Annotated in this window: 27 protein-coding genes and 1 pseudogene; 20 read left to right on the top strand and 8 right to left on the bottom strand. The window is 61.1% G+C overall.

Going from position 1 to position 24,268, the window contains the following annotated elements:
- Positions 1-129: 129 nt before the first annotated feature.
- Both AO353_RS32170 and AO353_RS32165 read left to right on the top strand, forming a co-directional pair.
- Positions 130-1,524, top strand: a pseudogene (locus AO353_RS32170) (HAMP domain-containing protein); the annotation flags it as partial.
- 12 nt (positions 1,525-1,536) lie between these two features.
- Positions 1,537-2,379, top strand: a complete 843-nt coding sequence (locus tag AO353_RS32165) for a methyl-accepting chemotaxis protein (RefSeq protein WP_371918223.1) — start codon at positions 1,537-1,539, stop codon at positions 2,377-2,379.
- Between the two features lie 138 nt (positions 2,380-2,517).
- Here AO353_RS32165 and AO353_RS14975 read toward each other — a convergent pair whose 3' ends face one another.
- The 3 genes from AO353_RS14975 to AO353_RS29780 are packed head-to-tail and all read right to left on the bottom strand — an operon-like array spanning position 2,518 to position 3,630.
- Complete coding sequence (locus AO353_RS14975; protein ID WP_054595658.1) at positions 2,518-3,138, bottom strand: SOS response-associated peptidase; 621 nt, start codon at positions 3,136-3,138, stop codon at positions 2,518-2,520.
- Positions 3,139-3,174: 36 nt separating this feature from the next.
- On the bottom strand, positions 3,175-3,435 hold the full coding sequence (locus tag AO353_RS14970; protein ID WP_054595657.1) for a putative signal transducing protein: 261 nt from the start codon (positions 3,433-3,435) through the stop codon (positions 3,175-3,177).
- Between the two features lie 12 nt (positions 3,436-3,447).
- On the bottom strand, positions 3,448-3,630 hold the full coding sequence (locus tag AO353_RS29780; protein WP_081013733.1) for a CPXCG motif-containing cysteine-rich protein: 183 nt from the start codon (positions 3,628-3,630) through the stop codon (positions 3,448-3,450).
- A gap of 140 nt (positions 3,631-3,770) precedes the next feature.
- On the opposite strand from AO353_RS29780, the gene AO353_RS14965 reads away from it, so the two are divergent.
- Positions 3,771-4,937, top strand: coding sequence for a 1-acyl-sn-glycerol-3-phosphate acyltransferase (locus AO353_RS14965; RefSeq protein ID WP_054595656.1), 1,167 nt, complete (start codon positions 3,771-3,773; stop codon positions 4,935-4,937).
- Positions 4,938-4,997: 60 nt separating this feature from the next.
- On the opposite strand, the gene AO353_RS14960 is transcribed toward AO353_RS14965, so the two are convergent.
- Positions 4,998-5,285, bottom strand: a complete 288-nt coding sequence (locus AO353_RS14960; RefSeq protein WP_173859996.1) for a hypothetical protein — start codon at positions 5,283-5,285, stop codon at positions 4,998-5,000.
- A 182-nt stretch (positions 5,286-5,467) separates the two neighbouring features.
- On the opposite strand from AO353_RS14960, the gene AO353_RS14955 reads away from it, so the two are divergent.
- Complete coding sequence (locus AO353_RS14955) at positions 5,468-5,674, top strand: hypothetical protein (protein ID WP_054595654.1); 207 nt, start codon at positions 5,468-5,470, stop codon at positions 5,672-5,674.
- A gap of 554 nt (positions 5,675-6,228) precedes the next feature.
- On the opposite strand, the gene AO353_RS14950 is transcribed toward AO353_RS14955, so the two are convergent.
- Positions 6,229-6,813, bottom strand: coding sequence for a YajG family lipoprotein (locus AO353_RS14950; RefSeq protein WP_054595653.1), 585 nt, complete (start codon positions 6,811-6,813; stop codon positions 6,229-6,231).
- A gap of 182 nt (positions 6,814-6,995) precedes the next feature.
- Here AO353_RS14950 and AO353_RS14945 point away from each other — a divergent pair, with 182 nt between their 5' ends.
- Positions 6,996-7,220 (top strand): hypothetical protein, encoded by a 225-nt coding sequence (locus tag AO353_RS14945; RefSeq protein ID WP_054595652.1) that lies wholly within the window; start codon positions 6,996-6,998, stop codon positions 7,218-7,220.
- A 751-nt stretch (positions 7,221-7,971) separates the two neighbouring features.
- On the top strand, positions 7,972-9,480 hold the full coding sequence (mqo, locus tag AO353_RS14940) for a malate dehydrogenase (quinone) (RefSeq protein ID WP_054595651.1): 1,509 nt from the start codon (positions 7,972-7,974) through the stop codon (positions 9,478-9,480).
- A gap of 69 nt (positions 9,481-9,549) precedes the next feature.
- Here mqo and AO353_RS14935 read toward each other — a convergent pair whose 3' ends face one another.
- Entirely contained in the window at positions 9,550-9,837 is a 288-nt protein-coding gene (locus tag AO353_RS14935) for a PA4642 family protein (protein WP_054595650.1), read from the bottom strand.
- A 178-nt stretch (positions 9,838-10,015) separates the two neighbouring features.
- Here AO353_RS14935 and AO353_RS14930 point away from each other — a divergent pair, with 178 nt between their 5' ends.
- The 13 genes from AO353_RS14930 to AO353_RS14870 all read left to right on the top strand — a co-directional run bounded on the left by AO353_RS14930 (position 10,016) and on the right by AO353_RS14870 (position 22,211).
- Positions 10,016-10,696, top strand: coding sequence for a GntR family transcriptional regulator (locus tag AO353_RS14930; protein WP_054595649.1), 681 nt, complete (start codon positions 10,016-10,018; stop codon positions 10,694-10,696).
- 106 nt (positions 10,697-10,802) lie between these two features.
- The gene (locus AO353_RS14925) at positions 10,803-11,738 is read left to right on the top strand and encodes a 4-hydroxyproline epimerase (protein WP_054595648.1); all 936 of its coding nucleotides are present in this window, start codon (positions 10,803-10,805) and stop codon (positions 11,736-11,738) included.
- On the top strand, positions 11,735-12,850 hold the full coding sequence (locus tag AO353_RS14920) for an NAD(P)/FAD-dependent oxidoreductase (RefSeq protein WP_054595647.1): 1,116 nt from the start codon (positions 11,735-11,737) through the stop codon (positions 12,848-12,850). The genes AO353_RS14925 and AO353_RS14920 overlap by 4 nt, the downstream gene beginning before the upstream one ends.
- Positions 12,847-13,083 (top strand): (2Fe-2S)-binding protein, encoded by a 237-nt coding sequence (locus AO353_RS14915; RefSeq protein ID WP_054595646.1) that lies wholly within the window; start codon positions 12,847-12,849, stop codon positions 13,081-13,083. Before AO353_RS14920 ends, AO353_RS14915 begins: the two co-directional genes overlap by 4 nt.
- The gene (locus AO353_RS14910) at positions 13,080-14,348 is read left to right on the top strand and encodes an NAD(P)/FAD-dependent oxidoreductase (RefSeq protein ID WP_054595645.1); all 1,269 of its coding nucleotides are present in this window, start codon (positions 13,080-13,082) and stop codon (positions 14,346-14,348) included. The genes AO353_RS14915 and AO353_RS14910 overlap by 4 nt, the downstream gene beginning before the upstream one ends.
- 28 nt (positions 14,349-14,376) lie before the next feature.
- A complete protein-coding gene (locus AO353_RS14905) occupies positions 14,377-15,123 on the top strand; it encodes an AraC family transcriptional regulator (protein ID WP_054595644.1) in 747 nt (248 codons plus the stop codon).
- Between the two features lie 281 nt (positions 15,124-15,404).
- Positions 15,405-16,223, top strand: coding sequence for a transporter substrate-binding domain-containing protein (locus AO353_RS14900; RefSeq protein WP_054595643.1), 819 nt, complete (start codon positions 15,405-15,407; stop codon positions 16,221-16,223).
- A gap of 222 nt (positions 16,224-16,445) precedes the next feature.
- Positions 16,446-17,111: an amino acid ABC transporter permease gene (locus tag AO353_RS14895; protein ID WP_054595642.1), complete on the top strand. Its 666-nt coding sequence runs from the start codon at positions 16,446-16,448 to the stop codon at positions 17,109-17,111.
- 9 nt (positions 17,112-17,120) lie between these two features.
- Positions 17,121-17,771, top strand: a complete 651-nt coding sequence (locus AO353_RS14890; RefSeq protein WP_054595641.1) for an amino acid ABC transporter permease — start codon at positions 17,121-17,123, stop codon at positions 17,769-17,771.
- Positions 17,764-18,486, top strand: coding sequence for an amino acid ABC transporter ATP-binding protein (locus tag AO353_RS14885; protein WP_054595640.1), 723 nt, complete (start codon positions 17,764-17,766; stop codon positions 18,484-18,486). Before AO353_RS14890 ends, AO353_RS14885 begins: the two co-directional genes overlap by 8 nt.
- A 27-nt stretch (positions 18,487-18,513) precedes the next feature.
- The gene (locus tag AO353_RS14880; protein ID WP_054595639.1) at positions 18,514-19,551 is read left to right on the top strand and encodes a trans-3-hydroxy-L-proline dehydratase; all 1,038 of its coding nucleotides are present in this window, start codon (positions 18,514-18,516) and stop codon (positions 19,549-19,551) included.
- 96 nt (positions 19,552-19,647) lie between these two features.
- Entirely contained in the window at positions 19,648-20,565 is a 918-nt protein-coding gene (locus AO353_RS14875; protein ID WP_054595638.1) for a dihydrodipicolinate synthase family protein, read from the top strand.
- A 56-nt stretch (positions 20,566-20,621) separates the two neighbouring features.
- On the top strand, positions 20,622-22,211 hold the full coding sequence (locus AO353_RS14870; protein ID WP_054595637.1) for an aldehyde dehydrogenase (NADP(+)): 1,590 nt from the start codon (positions 20,622-20,624) through the stop codon (positions 22,209-22,211).
- Positions 22,212-22,427: 216 nt separating this feature from the next.
- Here AO353_RS14870 and AO353_RS14865 read toward each other — a convergent pair whose 3' ends face one another.
- Positions 22,428-22,901, bottom strand: a complete 474-nt coding sequence (locus tag AO353_RS14865; RefSeq protein WP_054595636.1) for a WbuC family cupin fold metalloprotein — start codon at positions 22,899-22,901, stop codon at positions 22,428-22,430.
- A gap of 3 nt (positions 22,902-22,904) precedes the next feature.
- A complete protein-coding gene (locus AO353_RS14860; RefSeq protein WP_054595635.1) occupies positions 22,905-23,462 on the bottom strand; it encodes a hypoxanthine-guanine phosphoribosyltransferase in 558 nt (185 codons plus the stop codon).
- A 165-nt stretch (positions 23,463-23,627) separates the two neighbouring features.
- On the opposite strand from AO353_RS14860, the gene upp reads away from it, so the two are divergent.
- Entirely contained in the window at positions 23,628-24,266 is a 639-nt protein-coding gene (gene upp / locus AO353_RS14855) for a uracil phosphoribosyltransferase (protein WP_019693615.1), read from the top strand.
- Positions 24,267-24,268: the final 2 nt, after the last annotated feature.

The following is a 24,268-nucleotide window of genomic DNA, read 5'->3' as shown; positions in this document are numbered from 1 at the left end:
CGGTGCTTTGTATCAGCGCTAGATACAACAGACATGTAGCACGTCATTTACCGATACATTCCCCCTCACTGTCGCAATAAATTCATAAAACACTGTCCCCGAGAACACACGGGCCTGACACCTGTCTCTATGCGACCCGCACAGATCAAAAACAGTCATCGGCAAAAAAACCGCTCATGGACCGCCTCACGTGCGCCGATACAACCCGGCAGACGTCATATTGCGTGCGGAGTCTTTATGAAATTCAAGTCGATCCAGTTTTCTGTCGCCGCGCTTGCCGGCGCCATTGTGCTCAGCGTGGTGGCTGCGCTGGTGCTGTATGCACTGTTTTCCGGCGCGCGAACCCAGGAGATGGTCCAGCAGCGGACCCAGGCGCAATTCGAGCAAGTCATCGAGCAACGCCTGCGTGGGCTGGCGCAAACCCAGGTCAGCCAGATCCAGCGCGAACTCGAAGCGCCCCTGCTGATCGCCGGCGGTCTGGTTCGGGTCAACGCCTTGATCGGCTCCCAGGATGCCGATGGCAAACCGGCGCTGACCCTCAGCCGCGAACAGTTGATCAGCCTGATCAAGGAAAACGTCGCGAAAAATCCGAAGATTCTCGGCACGTACATCGGCTGGGAGCCGAACGCACTGGATCACAATGACGCGGCCTACATCGGCAGTAAAACCGTCGGCATCGACGCCACCACCGGGCGCTTCCTGCCGTGGTGGTTCCGCAACGACAATGGCACGCTGGGCGTCGACAAGCTGGCGGATGTCAACGACCGTACCGTGTTGTCCACGGGTGTGCGCTCCAGTGAGTACTACCTGTGCTCCCAGGAAAGCAAAAAATCCTGTGTGATCGACCCGGCGCCTTACAAGGTCGGCGACAAAATCGTCATGCTCGCCTCCTTTATTGAACCGATCATGCTCAACGGCACCTTCCAGGGCATCGTCGGCGCTGACTTGTCGGTGAACTTCATTCAGGAAATGCTCCTGGCCGCGAACCAGAAGCTTTATAACGGTGCCGGCGAAATGGCCCTGATTGGCGGCAACCAGCGTCTGGTCGCCTACACCAAGGACCCGAGCAAGTTCGGCGAAAAGGTCAGCGACATCCTCGACGCCACTCAGGTTGCCAACCTCGGCAAGCTCAATCGCGGCGAAGTGACCTATAACGTCGACAAGGCCAATGGCAGGATCGAGCTGTACCTGCCATTCGGTATTGGTCAGACCGATGCACGCTGGACCCTGCTGCTGCAATTACCGTTGAACGCGGTCATGGCCGACCTGCAACAACTGCAAGGCGACCTGAACACCCAACGCAAGGCCGACACCTTTGGCATGGCCATGGTCGGTCTGGTGATTGCCGGCCTGGGCTTGCTGGTGATCTGGCTGGTGGGCCACGGTATCGCCCGACCGCTGAAGCAGATGGTCGCGATGCTCGATGACATCGCCCAGGGCGAAGGTGACCTGACGCGCCGCCTGAGCAGCGACCGCGCCGACGAACTCGGCTCGATCGCCAAGGGCTTCAATACCTTCCTCGCCAAGTTGCAGGCGATGATCACCCAAGTGGTGACCTCGGTGCAGAGCGTCAGCGATTCGTCCGAACACACCGCCGACATCGCCATTCGCACCAACCTCGGCGTGCACAAGCAAATGGCCGAAATCGATCAGGTGGCCACCGCAGTGCAGGAAATGACCGCCACCGCCCAGGACGTGGCGCGCAATGCGACCCAGGCTGCCCAAGCCGCCAGCCACGCGGATCAGGCCGCCGCCCAAGGCATGCAGATCGTGCGCGACACCTCGACCTCGATTGGCGTGCTCGCGGTGGAAATCGGTAAAGCGGTCGGCGTGGTGCAAACCCTGGCCAAGGACAGCGAGAACATCAACGCGATCCTGATCGCCATTCGCGGGATTGCCGAACAGACTAACTTGTTGGCGTTGAACGCGGCCATCGAAGCCGCCCGCGCCGGTGAGCAAGGCCGGGGTTTTGCGGTGGTGGCCGATGAAGTGCGCAACCTGGCGCAGAAAACCCAGCAGGCAACTGAAGAAATCCAGTCGATGATTCAGCAGTTGCAGCAAGGCACGCGCGACGTGGTGCGGGTGATGGAAGACAGCCAGAACAAGACCGACGAAAGCGTGCAGCACGCGGCCAAGGCAGCGCAGGCGCTGGAGACCATCACTCAGGCGGTGTCGGTAATCAACGACATGAACACCCAGATCGCCAGCGCCGCCGAAGAGCAAAGCGCGGTTGCCGATGACATCAACCGCAACGTGATCAATATCGGTCAGGTGGCCAACGAAGTCGCGGGCGGCGCGGATGAATCGAGCGCGGCCAGCGCCGACCTGACCAAACTGGCCGAGCAGCAGCGGCGGTTGATCAATCAGTTCAAGGTCTAGAAATCGCCGGAAGGTCCTGCGGACCTTATCGCGGGCAAGCCTTGCTCCTACAGAGGTGATCGGACCGCATAAAATGGCATGCCGCAGCACCGTAGGAGCAAGGCTTGCTCGCGATGGCGTCAGCACAGGCGCCACCCATCAGCCCGGCGTCAGGCATTCCGGCGCATTGAGTTTCGGATCATTCACCAGGTTCGCCAGCACCCGTTCGCGCAAGGCGGCAGGTTCGCTGGCAAGCAGCGCCTGCAAGGTGTGCAACGGGGTTTCGGGGTTGAGCCAGGCCTCTTGACCAGCGGCATCGAGAATCAACGGACGACGCTGATTCGAGGCGGCCTGAGTCACCACCGCCGTGCTCAGCCACACCTGTTCCTGCACCGGATACGCTTCCCAGATCGCCGCAAAAAACAGCGCCGAACCTTCGCCTGGCGTCAGCCAGTACGGGCGTTTACGGGTAGTGCCACGCCATTCATAGAAGCCGTTGGCCGGCAGCAGGCAGCGGCGCTGACGGAAAGCTTCGCGAAACATCGGTTGCTCGGCGACGGTCTCTGCCCGCGCATGGGCCGGGGTCTTCGACAGATCGGTCAGCCACGGCGGCGTCAGCCCCCAACGCGCGCGGGCCAGCGTGCGCTGCCCCGCCTCGGCGCGCAGGATCAGCACCGAATCATTGGGCGAAATATTCCACTGCGCCTGCTGATCGGCCGGGAAGCCGGGCAAGGCCGCGAACGCGGGGTTCCAACGAAACAGGGCAAAACGTCCACACATGGGGCAACACGACTCTGAACAAAAACGGACGTCAGCCTAACAGACCAGGACGTCGGGAAAGCTATCCGGTTCGTCGCCGGGCATCGGCAGCGCGGCATTGTACGCAGCGATCAACTCGCGTGCGTATTGCGCCTGATCGTTATCCACCGCCAGTCCAAGCAGCCCGAACACCGGCAACTCGCCCGCACCGCCCAGCAGATCACGCCCCACCAGATGCGCCTCGACCCCTTCGCTGGCCAGCATTCCTTGCAGCAACTCGCCTTCCATCAGGTTTTCCGGTTCGTAGATGCGCTGCATAGAAGCCACCCTTCACTCGTTTTCGCTGTGAACCTCGAGCATCCATTCATGACCATCGGTCTGCAGAGTAAATGTGATAGGTCGACAACACACGGGGCAATCCTCGATATACGTCTGATCCCCTCCCGACAAATCCAGAACCGCCTCTGACTCTTCACCACAATAAGGACATTCGTAGCGCTCGGTTTCCAGCATCGCGGTCTCCCAAGTGACTTGTGCGTATAATCGCCGGTCTATTTGCAGGGCCATTTTTGTTTGAGCGTATTTTTCAGACTGTACACCTGCCGTAATCGATCCAATCCATTACTTACCCTAGCCGTTTCTAACAAGAGAGCATGATGGGCGAATTCGATGCCATCCGACCTTACGACGACAGCGAAGTCCCAGCGGTGCTGGCACGGTTGCTGGGCGACAAGGCGTTTCTAGATATCCTCACCCACTTCCGCTTCCCGCGTTTTGCCGGTGCTTTTGGCTGGATGCTCAAACCACTTATAGCTTATCGGCTGCGCCGTGAGTTTGCCGGCGTCCGTTCGGTTGCAACCTTGCAGGACAAGGTCGAGTTTTATGTCGACCACACCATCGAGCGGGCCACCGACGGCGTGACCTATACCGGCGTCGAGCAATTCAAGTCCGGCCGCGCCTATCTGTTCCTGGCCAACCACCGTGACATCGTGATGGACCCGGCCTTCGTCAACTACGCGATCTACCACGCCGGCCTGCCGACGCCGCGCATCGCGATTGGCGACAACCTGCTGCAAAAGCCCTTCGTCAGCGATCTGATGCGCCTGAACAAGAGCTTTATCGTGCACCGCTCCATCAGCGGTCGGCGCGAGAAGATGGCGGCGTATCAGTTGCTCTCGGCCTATATCAATCACTCGATCCTCAACGACTGCCAGTCGATCTGGATCGCCCAGGCCGAAGGCCGCGCCAAGGACGGTGACGACCGTACCGAGTCGGCGATCCTCAAGATGTTCCACATGAGCCGCAAGGACGAGCCGTTTGGCGAGGTCATCCAGTCGCTGAACCTGACGCCGGTGTCGATCAGCTACGAGTACGACCCGTGCGATCAGGCCAAGGCCCGCGAGCTGTATATCCGCGCCACCACCGGTAGCTACACCAAGGTGCCCGGCGAGGACGATGCAAGCATCGCCAAAGGCATCACCGGCTACAAAGGCCGGGTCCACGTGAACTTCGCGGCACCGATCAGCGAGCTGTTCGAAGACACCAAGCAACTGGCAATCGAGATGGACCGGCAGATCCTCGGCGGTTACCGGTTGTTCCCGGTGCACTACCTGGCATACGCCCAATGGAGCAACGCCGACCCGCAACTGCAGGTGCCGAGCGCAGCCACACTGTTCCCGGCCGAGGAACTGGCCAAGGCCCAGCAAGAATGGCAAAGCCGCCTCGATGCCTGCCCCGAGGAACATCGGCCGTTCCTGGTGCTGCAATACGCAACACCGGTGCGCAATCAGTACCGGGTCAAAGCGGGTTTGCCGCTGTAAGGTTTCGGCTGAATACAAAAACGGCGCCTCGAGGCGCCGTTTTCATGTGCGATGCGAATCTCAAAAATGCCGGCTGATCCACGACAGCAGTAGCGCCAAGGCCAGGCAGGCAAAGCCGAAACGGTAGCAAAACCGGTTCAGGCGCAGTGTCGCGCTTTCCGGAAACAGCAGCGGTTCATCGATCGCCCGTACCGCGCTTTGTGCCTCCAGGTTCTTCAGCGCCAGCCGCTCGCGGCGACGGGTCACGTGCAACAGCCAGGCACCGGGCAAGGCGATCAACAACGCAAAAAGATTCATCAGGCTCCCGGGATGAGCGCTGACAGCAGACCAGCTCATATGCAGCGACATCATGCCCCTCACGTAAAAAACAGCACTTGTGGCCTGAAAACAGCGGCAAGTGGCCAGACGCTTTTTACGCCCCGCACTTTGCACTCCAGTGACCGGTAATTTACTGATTAATGCGCACTGTCACCTGAACGTCACCTTAACAAGCCAGTCTGTCGCCCCTCGAAACCGACACGGAGCCTGTCATGCTGCACGCAGAAATCCAGGATCGCCTCTACCTCATCACCCAAAGCGACGAACAACAAAACCTCGTCGGCAGCCTCGCCTTCAACGTCCAGGACCGCCACTGGCTCGTCTACTGCGCCCTGGGCGGCCACCCACACGCCGACCTGCCGGAAACCGACCTGTTGACCGGCGTGAGCATGCTGGATTTCTATGTAGAAGCGGCCTAGAAGCCGCGCCCCTCCCCCACCACTCAGGCCGGCCGGCAGGCCGCCGTGCTTTGCTGTTGATCTTGATCCACCCGCCCCTATCGGAAGGCCGAGCGCAGGTGTTCATCAGGGGGTGGGCGCGCAGCGCCGTACGGCGCAGCCGGACACATCGAGAGGAGGTCGTCGCGAAGCAGACCGTAGGCGATGCCCCCTGATGGACACCGTAGCGAGGGAACGCCGAGCCTAAGCGAGGTGCCGTACGCTTGGGGCGAAGACCTTTGCTTCCTTTGGGGCGTCTGCCAAAGGGAGTCGCTGTAAGAGCGAAACCGTAAGTGGCCGTTACCGCAGGAATGGATATGTACACCTGCAAGAGATTGGTCGGCTGTCAGGCCGCCATCGCGGGCAAGCCCGGCTCCCACAATGGATTGGTGTACACCTGCTTAGAGATAGGCCGGCTGTCAGGCCGCCATCGCGGGCAAGCCCGGCTCCTACAGAAAGCCTCCCCCCAAAAAACCGGCAGGCACAAAAAACCCCGGAGCCATCACTGACACCGGGGTTTTGAGGATAACCAGCCGTTATTGGGCGAGCATCTGACCCACCGTCGGATCCTTGAACAACCGGGTCAACGCATCGCTCAACACATCACTCACCAGCTTGGTGTTGGTTTCCTGATTCGGCGCCATACCAAAACGCTGATTCAGCGACGCCGCATAACGGCCACTGTAACGATGGTTGGCATTCTGCACATCAGAGCGGAAAGCCGCGCCAATAGTCGCCTCAGTCACATACATGCCTTCTTTGGGCGACTGATACGTCAGTTCTGCCAGCGTCACCGTCAACTGCGGCACGTTGTAAGCATTAGGCGTTGGCGTGAAACCCAGCAAACGCACAGCCGCTTCGGCCTGGGCCTGCAGCTTCGGCAGGATTTGCGCACCTTGCACCGTGATTGCGCTGGTTTCAGGGTACAGGCCACCACGAGTGCCCAAGGTTGGCGACGGACGGCCATCAACCACCCTCACCACCACCGGCTGACCATGTCCGACCGGCGCCAACTGAGTCGTCAGTTTCGGCTCCGGGGCTAGTTGTTGCGGGCTGTTGGCGCAGCCAACCAGGGTCAAGCTGGTCACAGTGATCAAACCGAACAACAGGCGTTGCAACATGCGCTACTCTCCAGATACAAATACAGACAGACCCGCAGTATAGCGGGGGGCAGCACCTTCGAACCAGCAACCCTGAACACTTGCTGAAGAGATACGCAATGTCACGTGTATCGGGTGCTCCGTAACGCCAGTGTCATGCCACACTGCTAACTTCAAGGCCGTCTCACCTCGAGGGCATTGCCATGCAATTTCTTTGGTTGCTGTTTGCTTCACGCCGCAAATATCGCTACTTCGCCCAGCTCGACAGCAATCAATGCTGCCTGGCGTTCAAGCACTGTCGCGTGCCGCCAGAGGGCGATGGTTGGGTGGAAATCGAAGAGATTCGTCTCAACTGGCTGCACCAGCCGCTGCCGGCCAGCGCCCGTCTGAGCCCGCGCAATGCTCATGCACGGTTGCATGCCGTTTAGCCCACCTGACCGAACGGCTAATAAAAGTCATTAAACACGACCATTTCCCTGCGTTTCTTCGCTACAATCTCCCCCCGATTATAAGGACGTCTCCTGATCGGGCCTCGCAGCATCGTCAATGCGCTTGTATTGACAACCCCCGCACCGCCCACAGAGAGCCGCCCACACAGATCGAGTGAAGCTGGCGAGCTTGCTGTTTATCCTGCAAACCACCACTTTTCGCGAATCTGCCAGAGCTGTCGTTACGCTCGGTCACTGAGCTGTTTGCCCGTTTTGCCTGCCCTGTATCCCATGGCGGCAATCCATGCGGACACGGTGCCAGGCTGGGACAGCCCTTTTTTGAGGTTCACGTCTTCAAAAGAGCGTGAAAAAAACGGGTTTTCACAACTTCACAAGAGTGTGGCGAGCAAATGAATAGTTTTGCGTCTGAATATGCACCATTAGCGTCTACAACAGCCCAACGACACAGGACCGAGTACTCCTCAAGAACTGGAGCCTGAAGCCTGTCCACTACGGATTTGGTTGCACAAACGGACGTATCGACCATAAGTCGAATTGCCTCCCGCGCGCTGAAGTGAGTTCATAGGAACCCTGAGCCCGGTAGGTAGCGTCTGTCGAAGTTGCAAAAAATTGCGAAGATTCGGACATGGCGATCCTGGCCATGGGTGACCCGGGGCTCTACAGAGCATGCCCCGTCACGCCTGGCAGCTATGCCGACAATTTGGTGCTGCAGATTTTGGAGACGCGTTAAATGGCGCATAACGAAGCAGTCGACGTAGTACTGGTTGGGGCCGGCATCATGAGTGCCACCCTTGCTGTATTGCTCAAAGAGCTCGACCCCGCGATCAAGCTGGAAGTCGTCGAGCTGATGGATTCCGGTGCCGCGGAGAGTTCCAACCCGTGGAACAACGCCGGTACCGGTCACGCCGGGCTATGTGAGCTGAACTACACGCCACAGGCCGCTGACGGCAGCGTCGACATCAAGAAAGCCGTGCACATCAACACCCAGTTCGAGGTGTCGAAGCAGTTCTGGTCCTACCTGACCCGAAAAGGCACCTTCGGCTCGTCGAAATCCTTCATCAGCCCGGTCCCGCACCTGAGCTTCGTGCAAGGTGACGCAGGCGTTTCATTCCTCAAGGAACGTTTCAAGGTGCTGAGCAAGCACCACGCCTTCTCCGAGATGGAGTACACCGAAGACAAGGCAAAAATGGCCGAATGGATGCCATTGATGATGCCTGGTCGTCCGGCCGACGAAGTCATCGCCGCAACCCGCGTGATCAACGGCACCGACGTCAACTTCGGCGCCCTGACCAATCAACTGCTCAAGCACCTGACCAGCGCACCCGATGCCCAGGTCAAGTACTGCAAGCGCGTGACCGGTCTCAAGCGCAACGGCAACGGCTGGACCGTCAGCATCAAGGACGTCAACAGCGGCAACAGCCGCGAAGTCGACGCCAAGTTCGTCTTCCTCGGTGCTGGCGGCGCGGCCTTGCCGTTGTTGCAGGCTTCAGGTATCGAAGAAAGCAAAGGTTTCGGCGGTTTCCCGATCAGCGGCCAATGGCTGCGTTGCGACAACCCGGAAGTGGTCAAGCACCACCAGGCCAAGGTCTACAGCCAGGCAGCAGTGGGTTCGCCACCGATGTCGGTGCCGCACCTGGACACCCGTGTCGTCGATGGCCAGAAGTCCCTGCTGTTCGGACCTTACGCCGGCTTCACCACCAAGTTCCTCAAGCACGGTTCGTTCATGGACCTGCCGATGTCAGTTCGCCTCGGCAACATCGGCCCGATGCTGGCCGTGGCGAAAAACAACATGGACCTGACCAAGTACCTGGTCAGCGAAGTGATGCAGTCGATGGAACAACGCCTGGAATCGCTGCGCCGCTTCTACCCTCAGGCCAAAGCCGAAGACTGGCGTCTGGAAGTCGCTGGCCAACGCGTGCAGATCATCAAGAAAGACCCGAAAAAAGGCGGCATCCTGCAGTTCGGTACCGAACTGGTTGCGGCCAAGGACGGATCGCTTGCCGCGCTGCTCGGTGCCTCGCCTGGCGCCTCGGTCACCGTGTCGATCATGCTTGAGCTGATCGAAAAATGCTTCCCGAACAAAGCCAAGGGTGAGTGGGCAGCCAAGCTGGCCGAAATCTTCCCGGCCCGGGAAAAAGTCCTGGAAACCGATGCTGCGCTGTATCGCAAGATCAATGCGCAGAACAACATCGCGCTGGAACTGGTTGAAGAAAGCAGCGAGACCCCAAGCTTCGCTTGAGGCCCCCGCATAAAAAAACGCCCCGTTCTCGTTGAGAGCGGGGCGTTTTTTTATGGCTTTTGAAAGATCTTAGCCGCGAGCTTTCTGGATCAACTCGATGTAGTCGGCGGCATTACGCTGATCCTGGATCAGGGCAACGAAGTCCTTGCCGTGCTCGTCCTTGCCGTCCAGGTCATAACCGGCCTCGACGAAGAACGCCAGGAAACGCTCGAAATCGTCGATACGCAGGCCACGGTAGGCCTTGATCAGTTTGTGCAGGGACGGTGATGTCGCGTCGACCGGTTCAAAATCGAGGAACAATTTGATCTGCGCATCGCCGATCTCGTCACCAATCACCTGTTTCTTATCTTTACGCATTGCCGACTCCAGCTCGCAGACATCTCACGGGGCGGGCAGTTTACCCCCGCCCCGCCCCAAGCCTCAACGACCAGCACTCAATGCGTGCGCCCGGACAATGCGCCTGGCGGAAAAGCGCTTGGTGCGCTGACGCGCTCGTATACAATATTCGCCATCACGCCTGCCGGGATTCATTCACGTGCCTCTACCCAGCTTCAATGCCCCCAATCTGGGGATTGTGCCTTCAGCGTCGGAAGTCATCGTCAAGCATCTGCGCGAGGCCATCATCGGCGGTCACTTTGCCGAAGACGAACCAATCCGTCAGGACGATATCGCCCGCTTGTTCAACGTCAGCAAGATCCCCGTGCGCGAGGCGCTCAAACGCCTTGAGGCGGAAGGCCTGGTGCAGTTTCAACGCAACAAGGGCGCGGTGGTGACGAAGATTTCCGAGCCCGAGCTGGCGCAGATCTTTGAAGTCCGGGTGCTGCTGGAGGTCCAGGCGATTCGCCTGGCCGTGCCGAACATGACCGAAGCCACGTTCGCCCGCGCCGAAAGCATCTGTGCCGAGTTCCTCGACGAAAACAACATCGGGCGCTGGGCCGAGTTGAACTGGGCGCTGCACGCCTGCCTCTACGAGCCGGCGCAGCGGCCGTTCCTGCTCAACCTGATTCGCTCGATTCACGACAAGGTCGAACGCTACCTGCGCATGCAGATGAGTTTTTCCGAAGGCAAGGACCGTGCGGACCACGAGCACCGCGAGATTATCGCCGCGTGCCGGGCCGGTGATGCCGACAAAGCCGCCGAACTGATCGAGCAACACATCATTGGCGTGTGCCGCACGCTCTATGAACACCTGCCCAATGCCCCCGCGCGGATCTGATCGGGTGTGCCGATTTCGTCATCGGTAACGGTTAAAACCCTCAAGCCATCCCGCGCCTCAAACGCCAGTCTTGTACAGACATTTCCTGTGCAAGGTGGCGCCCTTCATGAAACGTATCCACGTCCTCGATTCTCACACTGGCGGTGAACCGACACGCCTGGTGATCGCCGGTTTCCCGGAACTGGGCAGCGGCTCCATGGCCGAACGCAAGCGCCGCCTCGCCGAAGAGCACGACCACTGGCGCACCGCCACGGTACTTGAACCGCGCGGCAGCGATGTGCTGGTTGGCGCCCTGCTCTGCGAGCCGCAAGATCCCGAAGCCTGTGCCGGGGTGATTTTCTTCAATAACAGCGGTTACCTCGGCATGTGCGGTCACGGCACGATTGGCCTGGTGGCCTCGCTGGCGTATCTCGAACGCATCGAGCCCGGCGTGCACCGGATCGAAACCCCGGTCGGCACGGTCGAGGCGACCTTGCATGAGGATCGCTCGGTCAGCGTGCGCAACGTCCCGGCCTATCGCTATCGCAAGGCCGTGCCGCTGACACTGCCGGGTTACGGCACCGCCAGCGGCGACATCGCCTGGGGCGGCAACTGGTTTTTCCTGATCGCCGACCACGGCCAACGCATCGCCAGCGACAACCTCGAAGCCCTGACCGCCTACACTTGGGCAGTCCGCGAAGCGCTGGAGAACCAGGGCATTCGCGGCGAGGACGGCGGCGAAATCGATCACATCGAGCTGTTTGCCGACGACCCGGTGGCCGACAGCCGCAACTTTGTCCTCTGCCCTGGCAAAGCCTACGACCGCTCGCCGTGCGGCACCGGCACCAGCGCCAAGCTGGCGTGCCTGGCAGCCGACGGCAAATTGCAGCCCGGTGAAGTCTGGCGCCAGGCCAGTGTGATCGGCAGCCAGTTCGAAGCCAGCTACGAGCGGCTCGACGAACAGCGCATCATTCCGACGATTCGCGGTCGCGCCCACATGAGTGGCGAGAGCCACTTGTTGCTGGAGGAAGACGACCCGTTCGTGTGGGGCATCGGTTCATGAATGCCGACGTCATTGTCATCGGCGCCGGTATTGTTGGCAGTGCCTGTGCCTTTGAGCTGGCGCAACGCGGGCTCGACGTGCTGGTGCTCGACAGCCAGCGCGGCGGCGCCACGGCAGTCGGCATGGGTCACCTGGTGGCGATGGATGACAACCCGGCCGAACTGGCGCTGAGCCAATACTCCATTGAACTCTGGCGGCAATGGAAGCCACGTCTGGACCCCGATTGCGCCTACCGCAATTGCGGCACGCTGTGGCTGGCCGCCAATGACGAGGAAATGGCCGGCGCCGAGCACAAACGCCAGACGCTCAAGGCCCGCGGCATCGCCTGCGAAATGCTCGACCCGCGTGCACTCTACGAAGCCGAGCCAATGCTCCGTCCCGGCCTGAGTGGCGCGTTGAAGGTCAGCGGTGACGGCATTCTCTATGCGCCAAACGCCGCGCACTGGCTGCTCAAGCAAAGCGCTGGGCGGATCACTCGGCGCACGGTCGAGGTCACGCAGGTCGACGGCAATCAGTTGCGCTTGAGCAGCGGCGAGCGGCTGCGTGCCGAAGCGGTGGTGCTGGCCAACGGCATTCACGCCACCGAGCTGTGCCCCGACCTGCCGATTCGCCCGAAGAAAGGCCATCTGCTGATCACCGACCGTTACCCCGGCAAGATCCATCACCAACTGGTCGAACTGGGCTATGTCACCAGTGCTCACGCCAGCGAAGGCACCTCGGTGGCCTTCAATGCCCAGCCACGTCCGACCGGGCAACTCTTTCTCGGCTCATCGCGTCAGTTCGACACCACCGACTTGAGCGTCGAACCGGCCGTGTTGGCGCGCATGCTGCGGCGGGCGATCGACTATTTGCCGGAACTGGCCAGGATGAACGCTATCCGCAGTTGGACCGGCCTGCGCGCGGCCACGCCCGATGGCTTGCCGCTGCTCGGCGAACACCCACAGCAAGCAGGTTTGTGGCTGGCGGCCGGGCATGAAGGATTGGGCGTGACCACCGCCCCCGGCAGCGCACAGCTGTTGGCCGCGCAGCTGTGTAATTCCACCCCGGCCATCGACCCGACGCCTTACCTGCCGGGGCGTTTCCTGTCCACTGCACAAGGGTTACGCGCATGATTGAAGTGAGTCTCGACGGCCGCAGCGTAACGGTCGATGCCGGCACGACGGTTGCGGCGCTGCTCTATCTGGCAGGCGACGGCTGCAGTCGAACCTCGGTCAGCGGTCAGCGCCGGGCACCTTTTTGCGGGATGGGGGTTTGCCAGGAGTGCCGGGTGAACATCGACGGTCAGCGCCGCCTCGCCTGCCAGACCACCTGCCGCACAGGCATGCGCGTGGAGACCCGGCCATGAACGTCGAGCTGCTGATTATCGGCGCAGGACCGGCAGGCATGGCGGCCGCGTTGGCCGCCGCACCGAGCGGCGCACGCATCGCCATCATCGATGACAACCCGGCGCCCGGCGGGCAAATTTGGCGTGATGGGGTTAACGCACACTTGCCGGCCAGTGCCCAGGCTCATCGCCAGAAACTCGCAGCGGCGAGTAACGTGCAGGTGTTCAATTCGACACGCGTGGTCGCCTTGGCCGGCCCGAAAAAACTGTTGCTGGAAGACCCCGAGCACGGCTGGATCATTGAGTACGAACAACTGATTCTGTGCACCGGCGCCCGTGAACTGTTGCTGCCGTTTCCTGGCTGGACCTTGCCCGGTGTCACCGGCGCGGGCGGGCTGCAAGCGCTGATCAAGGGCGGCATGCCGGTGGCTGGCGAACGGCTGGTGATTGCCGGCAGTGGTCCGTTGCTGCTGGCCAGCGCCGCTACCGCGAAAAAGGCTGGCGCTCAGGTTTTGCAGATTGCCGAACAAGCGCCACTGAGTGCGGTCGCCAGGTTCGCCTTGCAACTGCGCAAATGGCCGGCCAAAGGCCTGCAAGCGGTTCAACTGTTTGATCGTCACTACCGCTGCGACAGTCATGTCCTCGAAGCCTATGGCGACAGTCACCTGCAAGGCGTTCGCCTGAACCGTCAGGGGCGGATCGTCGACATCCCCTGTGAGCGACTGGCCTGCGGCTTCGGCCTGATCCCCAATACCCAATTGGCCCAAGCGCTGGGCTGCGAATTAAAGGACGACGCAATTGCCGTCGACACCAGCCAGCTCAGTAGCCTGAACGGGCACTATGCCGCGGGCGAATGCACAGGTTTCGGAGGCAGTGAACTGGCGCTGGTCGAAGGTGCCATCGCTGGGCTGATGGCCGTTGGCGAAGTGCAGCAGGCCCGCGCACTCTGGCCGCAACGGCAACACTGGCAAGCGTTCGCCGATCAGTTACGGCGCAGCTTTGCCCTGCGCGATGAACTCAAACAACTGGCCAGACCCGATACGCTGATCTGCCGTTGTGAAGACGTGGCGCTGTCGGCGCTCAAGACTTGCACCGGCTGGAACCAGGCTAAACTGCACACCCGTTGCGGCATGGGCGCCTGCCAGGGGCGAGTCTGTGGCGCGGCGACCCGTTACCTGTTCGACTGGCCACAACCGGCGCCACGCCCGCCGTTTTCCCCAACGCGCATCGATACGCTGTTGCAGCTTGCCGAGCTTCCCAATGGCGCGTCCGTCACCGTAGAGTAAGGCCCTCATCCCTGCGGGCCGCCACCAGATGACGTTCCCCCTGACATTGCCCTGCCCCCGCGACCTGCCCGAGCTATTGGGCAGTTTGCAACTGATTACTCCGCTGCTCGATGCCATGCCCGGCGTGGTGTTCTTCATCAAGGACACCGCCGCCCGCTACGTGCTGATCAATCAGACCCTGGCCCAGCGCTGCGGCGCCAAAGAGCCCAACGCGCTTCTCGGCAAGACAGCTGAGCAGGTGTTTCCCTCGCACTTCGGCCCGCATTACACCGAGCAGGACCGGCGAGTACTGAGTGACGGCAGCCCGTTGAGCGATCAGCTGGAGTTGCACCTTTATCCCGGACGCGAACCTGGCTGGTGCCTGACCCACAAACTGGCACTGCGCGATACACAGGGCCGCATTATCGGCATGGCGGGGATTTCCTACGATCTGCTCGCCCCCCAGTCCAGTCATCCGGCTTACGAAAAACTCGCGGCGGTCGACGGGCATATCCGCGAGCACTACGCACAACACATTGCGCTCGGTGAGCTCACAGCCCTCAGCGGGTTTTCCGTGGCGCAACTGGAGCGCCTGTGCAAACGGATCTTCCAACTGACACCCCGGCAGATGATTCACAAGGCACGCTTGGGTGCAGCCACGCAACTGCTGTCGGGCGAACTGCCGATCACCGAGATCGCCCTGCGCTGCGGCTACACCGACCACAGCGCCTTCAGCCGCCAGTTCAAGGCGCTCACCGGCGTGTCCCCTTCGCAGTACCGCGACAACCATCGCTGACTGTTACCCGTTACTGCGCACCCCGCCAAACCCTGCTCCCTTTTGTGACACGACACCCGTCGTCGAGGCGTCCGTCTTTGCCGCGTATGTCCCTGGCCGGAATCTGCGTCGCTGGCGGCTGGCGTCTGTTTCGGGCCTTGCAGGCCGTCGAAGGTTTAACCCGATGTGGCTCGCGGTTTTTTGGCACATCCAGTGCATATCAAATATCGTATACGAAATTCTAAATACACATTTGATAAGAACTGCCCAACGCTCGACACCATCCGACAACGAGGCCCCTTATGAAAAATCCTGCACCCGCCGTCTTCATTACCGCCCTGCTGAGCAGCGCGTTCATCGCCCAGGCCCAGGCCGACAAACTCGACGACATCATCGAGTCCGGCAGCTTGCGTTGTGCGGTCACCCTGGACTTCCCGCCGATGGGTTTTCGCGATGAGAAGAATATCCCGGCCGGCTTCGATGTCGACTACTGCAACGACCTGGCAAAAACCCTCGGGGTCAAAGCCGAGATTGTCGAGACCCCGTTCCCTGACCGAATCCCGGCACTGGTTTCCGGCCGCGCCGACGTGATCGTCGCCTCCACCTCCGACACCCTGGAGCGGGCCAAGACCGTGGGCATGACCATTCCCTACTTCGCCTTCCAGATGGTGGTGCTGACCCGCAGCGACGCCGGGATCAAATCCTACGATGACCTCAAGGGCCACTCGGTGGGCGGCCCGGCCGGCACGTTTGAAGCCATCGCACTGGAAAACGACGTGAAAAAATGGGCCAACGCCAAGGGCGCTTTCCATGCCTACCAGTCGCTGGCCGACGCGGTGCTTGCGCTGAGCCAGGGGCAGATCGACGCGACGACCGTGACCTCGACGGTCGCCTCGTCGCTGATCAAGTCCGGCAAGTACAAAAACCTCAGCGTCGCCGGCACCGCTCCGTATGACATCGACTACGTGTCGCTGGGCGCCAAGCGCAATGAGTTCGGCCTGATCAACTACCTGAACCTGTTCGTCAATCACCAGGTGCGCTCCGGGCGGTATCAGGAGTTGTTCGCGCAATGGGTCGGCGGCACCGCGCCACAGCTGACGGCCAGCGGCGTGTATCGCTAAGGACTGCATAGCCGAGGGGATGGGCTGGCCCTGAATGTCAGTCAAGTGCAGAACCTGTGGCGAGGGAGCTTGCTCCCGCTGGGGCGCGGAGCGGCCCTGAAAATGGGACTGCTACGCAGTCCAGCGGGAGCAAGCTCCCTCGCCACAGGTTCTGCGTTTAGCTGATAGATATTCAGGATAAACCCGGCCCCCAAACCAGTTGAAAACCAAGGAACTCCTTTGATGTTCGACTACACCTTCCATTGGCGCGCCGCCTTCCAGGCGTTGCCGGAAATGCTCGACGGCGCGCGGATCACTCTGGAAATCGCGGTGCTGTCGATGTTGGCCGGCACGCTGATCGCCATGTTCCTGGCCCTCGGCCAACTGTCCGATAAGCGCCTGTTGCGGGCGATGGCCGCCAGTTGGGTGTCGATTGCACGTAACACGCCAGCCCTGTTTCAGGTGTACATCCTGTACTTCGGCCTCGGCGCCTTTGGCATTCACATGGGCTCATGGCTGGCATTGCTGATCGGCATCACCTTCAACAACGCCGGCTACCTGGCGGAGACCTTTCGCGGCGGCCTCAACGCCGTGCCGGAAACCCAACTGCGCGCAGCCCGCTCACTGGGCATGAGCGCACCGAAGGCTTATCGGCTGGTGGTCCTGCCGCAATTGCTGCGCGTGGTGTTTTACCCGCTGACCAATCAAATGGTCTGGGCCTTGCTGATGACGTCACTGGGCGTGGTGGTCGGCCTGACCAGCGACCTGACCGGCGTGACCCAGGCGCTGAACGTGAAGACCTTTCGCACCTTCGAGTTCTTCGCCATCGCCGCCGTCCTCTACTTCGTCCTGGCCAAGCTGGTGGTGTTGATCGCCCGCCTGCTGGCCTGGCGTTTGTTTCGGTACTAGGAGGTCTGCATGTACACCTCAAGTTTTACCTCGGGCGACTTCCTCTACCTGCTGCAAGGCGCCGGCACCACGCTGTTGCTGACGTTCTGGGCAATGTTGATCGGCACGTTGCTGGGTGTCGCCTGTGGCCTGGTTCGGGCCTTGCTGCCGCGTGTGAGTCTGCCGCTGGCCTGGGTGCTGGACGTGTTTCGCAGCGTGCCGTTGCTGATCCAGTTTGTGCTGCTCAACTCGTTCAAGTCGATCGTCGGCCTGAACTGGAGCGCGTTCACCGTGGCCTGCGTGATCCTCGGCGCCTACTCCACCGCCTACTGCGCAGAAATCGTTCGCGGCGGCGTGCTCTCGGTGCCGTTGAGCACACGGCGAGCTGCCCGTTCGCTGGGCCTCAGTCACCGCCAGGACTTGCTGCACATTGTCCTGCCGATGGCCACGCGGGTGGCGTTTCCGGGCTGGATCAACCTGACACTGGCGGTCATGAAAGACACCTCGCTGGTGCTCTGGATCGGCATCGTCGAATTGCTGCGCGCTTCGCAAACCATCGTCACCCGGCTCCAGGAACCGTTGTTCGTACTGGCCCTGGCCGGCCTTATCTACTACGTCATGAGCCTGGTGATCGCTCGTCTGGGTGCGCGGCTCGAACAGAGGTGGCAGGAAAATGATTGAGATCGAGAACGTTCGTAAATCCTTCGGCAACCTGGAAGTCGTCAAGGGTGTCGACCTGACCGTGAACAAAGGCGAAGTGCTGTCGATCATCGGTGGCTCGGGCTCGGGAAAATCGACCTTGCTGATGTGCATCAACGGCCTGGAAGCCATTCAGGGTGGGCAGATCCGTGTCGACGGCACATCGGTGCATGCCAGCGGCACTGACCTGAACAAGTTGCGGCAGAAAATCGGCATCGTCTTCCAGCAATGGAACGCCTTCCCGCACCTCACGGTGATGGAAAACGTGATGCTCGCCCCGCGCAAGGTGCTCGGCAAAAGCCGTCAGGAGGCTGAAGAAATCGCCGTGCGGCAACTGACCCACGTGGGCCTCGGCGACAAGCTCAAGGTGTTTCCGAGCAAGCTCTCCGGCGGTCAGCAACAGCGCATGGCGATTGCCCGGGCGCTGGCCATGTCGCCGGACTACATGCTATTCGACGAGGCCACTTCGGCCCTCGACCCGCAACTGGTCGGTGAAGTGCTGGACACCATGCGCCTGCTCGCCGAGGAAGGCATGACCATGGTCCTGGTGACCCACGAAATCCGTTTCGCCCGGGATGTGTCGGACCGGGTGGCGTTCTTTCGCGACGGCAAGATCCACGAAATCGGTTCACCGGACCAGGTGATCGGTCAACCGCAACGCGCGGAAACCGCCGACTTCCTGAAGTCGGTGTTGTAACCCACAGTCAGGCCTCAGGAGACAGTCATGCGTTCGAGCAAGATCATTCATGTGGTGAGTTGCCACGCCGAAGGTGAAGTCGGCGACGTTATCGTCGGCGGTGTCGCGCCACCACCCGGCGCGACCCTATGGGAGCAGTCGCGCTGGATTGCCGAGGACCAGACCCTGCGCAACTTCGTGCTGAACGAGCCGCGCGGCGGAGTCTTTCGCCACGTCAATCTGTTGGTGCCGGCCAAAGACCCGCGAGCCGACATGGCGTGGATCATCATGGAACCGGCTGATACGCCGCCGATGTCCGGTTCCAACTCGCTGTGCGTGGCGACGGTGCTGCTCGACAGCGGCATTTTGCCGATGACCGAACCGCTGACCCGGCTGGTGCTCGAAGCCCCTGGCGGCTTGATCGAAGTGACTGCCCAGTGTCGCAACGGCAAGGCCGAGCGGGTCGAGGTGCGTAACGTAGTGTCGTTTGCCGACAAGCTCGATGCCTGGATCGAAGTCGAAGGCCTCGGTTCGCTGCAGGTCGATACTGCCTATGGCGGCGACAGTTTTGTGATCGTCGATGCCCAGCGCCTGGGCTTCTCACTGACCGCCGATGAAGCGGCGGACCTGGTCGCCAGCGGCCTGAAGATCACTCAAGCGGCCAATGAACAATTGGGTTTCGTGCACCCGCTGAACCCGGACTGGGAGCATATTTCGTTCTGTCAGATCGCCGCACCGCTCGACCGCACCAACGGTGTGGCCAGTGCCGCCAATGCGGTAGTGATCCGCCCCGGCAAGATCGATCGCTCGCCCTGCGGCACTGGCTGTTCGGCACGCATGGCGGTGCTGCACGCCAAAGGCCAACTGGCAGTGGGTGAAGTGTTCATCGGGCGCTCGATCATCGGTTCCGAGTTTCGTTGCCGGATCGACAGCACCAGCGAAATCGCCGGCCGTCCGGCCATTATCCCCTGCCTGTCCGGGCGCGCCTGGATCACCGGCACCCACCAGCATCTGCTCGACCCAAGCGATCCTTGGCCGGGCGGTTATCGACTGTCCGACACCTGGCCCGTCGAACTGGCTATTTAAAGCAACGTACCTGGCAAAACCCTTTGAACCCCATGGCACTTTCAGTGCTCAATTTAAACGTATACGAAATACTAAATAGTCATCATCGGAGGCAACATGAGCAAGCACGTTAACTGGAGCGGCGTTTTCCCTGCGGTCACTACCCAGTTCAACCCGGACTTTTCCATCGACTATGAAGGCACGCACAAGGTCATCAGCGGGCTGGTGCGTGACGGCGTGTCGGGGCTGGTGATCTGCGGCACCGTCGGCGAGAACACCTCGCTGAGCACAGAAGAAAAAATCAGCCTGGTGGAAGTCGCCAAGGACGCCGCCGCAGGTCGGGTGCCGGTGATCTCCGGTGTTGCCGAATTCACCAGCGCCAACGCCAGCAAGGTCGCCAAGGAAATCCAGCGCGTGGGCGCCGACGGCATCATGTTGATGCCGGCGTTGGTCTACTCCTCGAAACCCTTCGAGACCGCCGCGCATTTTCGCAGTGTTGCCGCCAGCATCGACCTGCCGGTGATGGTCTACAACAACCCGCCGATCTACAGAAACGATGTCACCCCGGACATCCTGATCTCCCTGGCCGACTGCGACAACGTCGTCTGCTTCAAGGATTCCTCGGGCGATACCCGGCGCTTCATCGATGTGCGCAATGAAGTCGGCGACCGCTTTGTGCTGTTCGCCGGGCTCGATGACGTGGTGCTCGAAAGCATCGCCGTCGGTGCGGTGGGCTGGGTTTCCGGGATGTCCAATGCCTTCCCGAAAGAAGGCGAGACGCTGTTCCGGCTGGCCCGCGATGGCCGCTTCAAAGAGGCCATGCCGATCTACGAATGGTTCATGCCACTGCTGCACCTCGATGCACGCCCGGACCTGGTGCAATGCATCAAGCTCTGTGAGGAACTGATGGGCCGCGGCACGGCGCTGACCCGTCCACCTCGCCTGGGTCTGCTTGACCACGAGCGCAGCGAGGTCGAGGCGCTGGTCAAGGCCGCGCTCGCCAACCGCCCGAGCTTGCCGGACGTCGGTCTGTAACCGCCCCTCCCCACTGCCGCGCTCGGCATCGAGCGCGGCCATGCCGAGCATTTTCTATGTCAGCCATTATCGGCCACAACTTTATCGGCTTCGGCCGCAGCGCCGCAGGTGATCATGTTCTGCACAGCGTCGACGCCCACAGCGGTGAACCGCTGCCCTATGACTTCAGCCAGGCCAGCGCAGAGGAAATCGACAACGCCGCCCACTTCGCCGCCACGGCCTACCCGATTTATCGCAACCTGCCGGCCACGGTGCGCGCCGGTTTTCTCGAAACCATCGCCGAAGAAATTGACGCCCTGGGCGATGACTTCATCGCCATCGTCTGTCGCGAGACGGCCCTGCCCGCTGCGCGGATTCAGGGCGAACGGGCGCGAACCAGCGGCCAGTTGCGGCTGTTCGCCCGGGTGCTGCGTCAAGGCGACTTCCTCGGTGCGCGTATCGACCGCGCCCTGCCTGAGCGCCAACCTTTTCCACGACCTGATGTGCGCCAGTGGCGCATCGGCCTGGGCCCGGTGGCAGTGTTCGGCGCGAGCAACTTTCCACTGGCGTTTTCCACCGCCGGTGGCGATACCGCCGCCGCCCTGGCCGCGGGTTGCCCTGTGGTGTTCAAGGCCCACAGCGGGCATATGGCAACCGCCGAGCTGGTGGCGGCAGCGATCATTCGCGCGGCACAGCGCAGTGGCATGCCTGAAGGCGTGTTCAACATGATTTATGGCGCGGGCGTCGGTGAGGCACTGGTCAAACACCCGGCGATCCAGGCGGTGGGGTTCACCGGCTCGCTCAAAGGTGGCCGGGCCCTGTGCGACATGGCCGCTGCAAGGCCGCAACCGATACCGGTGTTCGCCGAAATGTCGAGCATCAACCCGGTACTGCTGCTACCCGCCGCCCTCGCGGCCCGCAGCGCAAGCATCGCCAGCGAATTGAGTGCTTCGATCGTGCTGGGGGGCGGCCAGTTCTGTACCAATCCGGGGTTGATCATCGGCCTGCGCTCGGCGGCGTTCAGCGCCTTCATTGAACAACTCACCGCACAGATCAACGAAAAACCGCCACAAACCCTGCTCAACAGCGGTACCCGGCGTAGCTATGAAAGCGGCGTGCAACGCTTGCTGGAGCATCCACGGGTGACGCGTTTGAGCGGCAACCTTGTGCCAGGCAATCAGGTGCAGCCGCAGTTGTTCAAGGCTGACGTCAGCCTGTTGCTTGAAGGGGATGAAGTACTGCAAGAAGAAGTGTTCGGCCCGGCCAGCATCGTGCTGGAGGTGGCCGACGAGCGAGAACTCAGGTTGGCGCTGTGTGCCTTGCACGGGCAATTGACCGCTACGCTGATCGCCGAACCGCAAGACCTTGTGCTGTGCGCGCAGCTGATACCGATCCTCGAACAGAAAGCCGGGCGCCTGCTGCTCAACGGCTATCCGACCGGTGTCGAAGTGTGCGATGCAATGGTCCACGGCGGACCGTATCCCGCGACGTCGGATGCTCGCGGTACCTCGGTCGGCAGCCTGGCAATCGAGCGGTTCCTGCGACCGGTGTGCTATCAGAACTGTCCGGACAGGTTACTGCCGGACGCCCTGAAGAACGCCAATCCACTGGGGATTTTGCGGCTGGTCGATGGGGTAAATACCCGCGAGGGGTGGGGTGACGAATAGACCTGATCTGCCTCGATACCAGTCGCTCACAAGGCCTCTGAAGTGGACACAAATCCTGTGGCGAGGGAGCTTGCTCCCGCCGGCCGGTCCGCGCTCGGGCGAAGCAGTCGTAAAACCGGCTGATACGTTCTACCTGATAAAACGCAGTCGCCTATTTTGGGACCGCTTCGCGATCCAGCGGGAGCAAGCTCCCTCGCCACAGGTCGGCGCTTTTCGTCAGTCGAACTGCGCGCGCATCCAGGCGAGATAGTCGGCTACGCCAGGCTCGCCTTCGCGGGGAGCCCAATGCGCGTGTTCACCCTCGCCCACCGGACGATAAGGACCGGCCTTGCATTCGAACATCACGCTGTCTGCTTCGAGTACGACCAGACCGTGGTAAACACCGGCCGGCAGGTCGATCCCCAGTGTATCGCCGCCGCACTCCAGGATTCGCTTGGCAATCACCTGGCCCGCGTCGTCGAAAACCAGCACACCCAGACGGCCCTTGAGGACCAACAGGGTTTCAGCCTTGTCATCGCTCAAATGCCGATGTGGCGGAACGTACGTCGATGGCTGCAAGCCCACCGCCATACGGTGGCACGGCTCCTCCATCTGGTGGAAGTTGTGATGCTCCCGGCCACGAGGATTAGCCGCAGCTTTCTCGGCCAGCTCGGTAAACAGTGCTTGATCGAGAAAGCTCGGCGCGGCCATGACTTACATTCCTTTGACGGCGTAGATCCCGGCGGCGTTGCGCCAGTAGCCTTTGTAGTCCATGCCGTAACCGAAGATGTAGCGGTCGATGCACGGCAGGCCGACGAAATCGGCTTTCAGGTCCGGGCGGGCCTTGCGGTCGTGGTCTTTATCGATCAGTACGGCGGTGTGCACGGCGCGGGCGCCAGCATGTTTGCAGAAGTCGATGATCGCGCCCAGGGTGTGACCTTCGTCGAGGATGTCGTCGATGATCAGCACGTCACGGTCGATGAACGAGACTTCTGGCTTGGCCTTCCAGAACAGGTCGCCACCGCTGGTTTCGTTGCGATAGCGGGTAGCGTGCAGATAGGACGCTTCCAGCGGGAAATTCAGATGGGTCAGCAGTTTGCCGGAGAAAATCAGGCCGCCGTTCATCACGCAGAAGACCACCGGGTTGCTATCAGCCAGCTGATCGTTGATTTGCGCACCCACGCGGGCGATGGCCGCCTCGACTTCAGCTTCGGTGTACAGGCAGTCAGCCTCTCGCATGATTTGACGGATATGCTCGAGATCAGCGGACATGGTGCTCTCCAAGGGGGTGGCGGATTCGGAAAAGCGAGCAAAGGTACGCATCCAGCCGGGTCAGATCAAGCGTTTCTGGACTAACGTACTGTATGTCTATAGGACAACACCCTCGGATAGATTAATCTAGGCCGGTTTTTTTGCCCGCCGCCGGAGCCTTTCCCCATGCCCATCCGTGAGATCCGCCATCCGCTGATCCGACACAAACTTGGCCTTATGCGCCGCGCCGACATTAGCACGAAGAATTTCCGCGAGCTCGCTCAGGAAGTCGGTGCCCTGCTGACCTACGAGGCGACCAAAGACCTGCCCCTTGAAACCTACGATATCGAAGGCTGGTGCGGCACCGTTTCGGTCGAGAAGATCGCCGGCAAGAAAATTACCGTGGTGCCGATCCTGCGCGCCGGCATCGGCATGCTTGAAGGCGTGCTCAGCCTGATCCCGGGCGCCAAAGTCAGCGCCGTGGGCGTGGCCCGCAATGAGGAAACCCTCGAAGCGCACACCTATCTGGAAAAACTGGTTCCGGAAATCGACGAACGCCTGGCAATGATCATCGACCCGATGCTCGCCACCGGAGGTTCGATGGTCGCCACCATCGACCTGCTGAAAAAGGCCGGTTGCAAGGACATCCGCGCAATGGTCCTGGTGGCCGCTCCTGAAGGCATCGCCGCGGTAGAGAAGGCTCACCCGGACGTGACCATCTACACCGCGTCCATTGATCAAAAACTGAACGAACACGGCTACATCATCCCGGGTCTGGGCGATGCCGGCGACAAGATCTTCGGCACCAAGCAGAAGGACGCGTGAGC

The organism is Pseudomonas fluorescens, assembly GCF_001307155.1.
GTDB lineage: Bacteria > Pseudomonadota > Gammaproteobacteria > Pseudomonadales > Pseudomonadaceae > Aquipseudomonas > Aquipseudomonas helvetica.
Note: the sequence above shows the minus strand (reverse complement) of the source record. Positions and strands in the feature narration are given on the sequence as shown.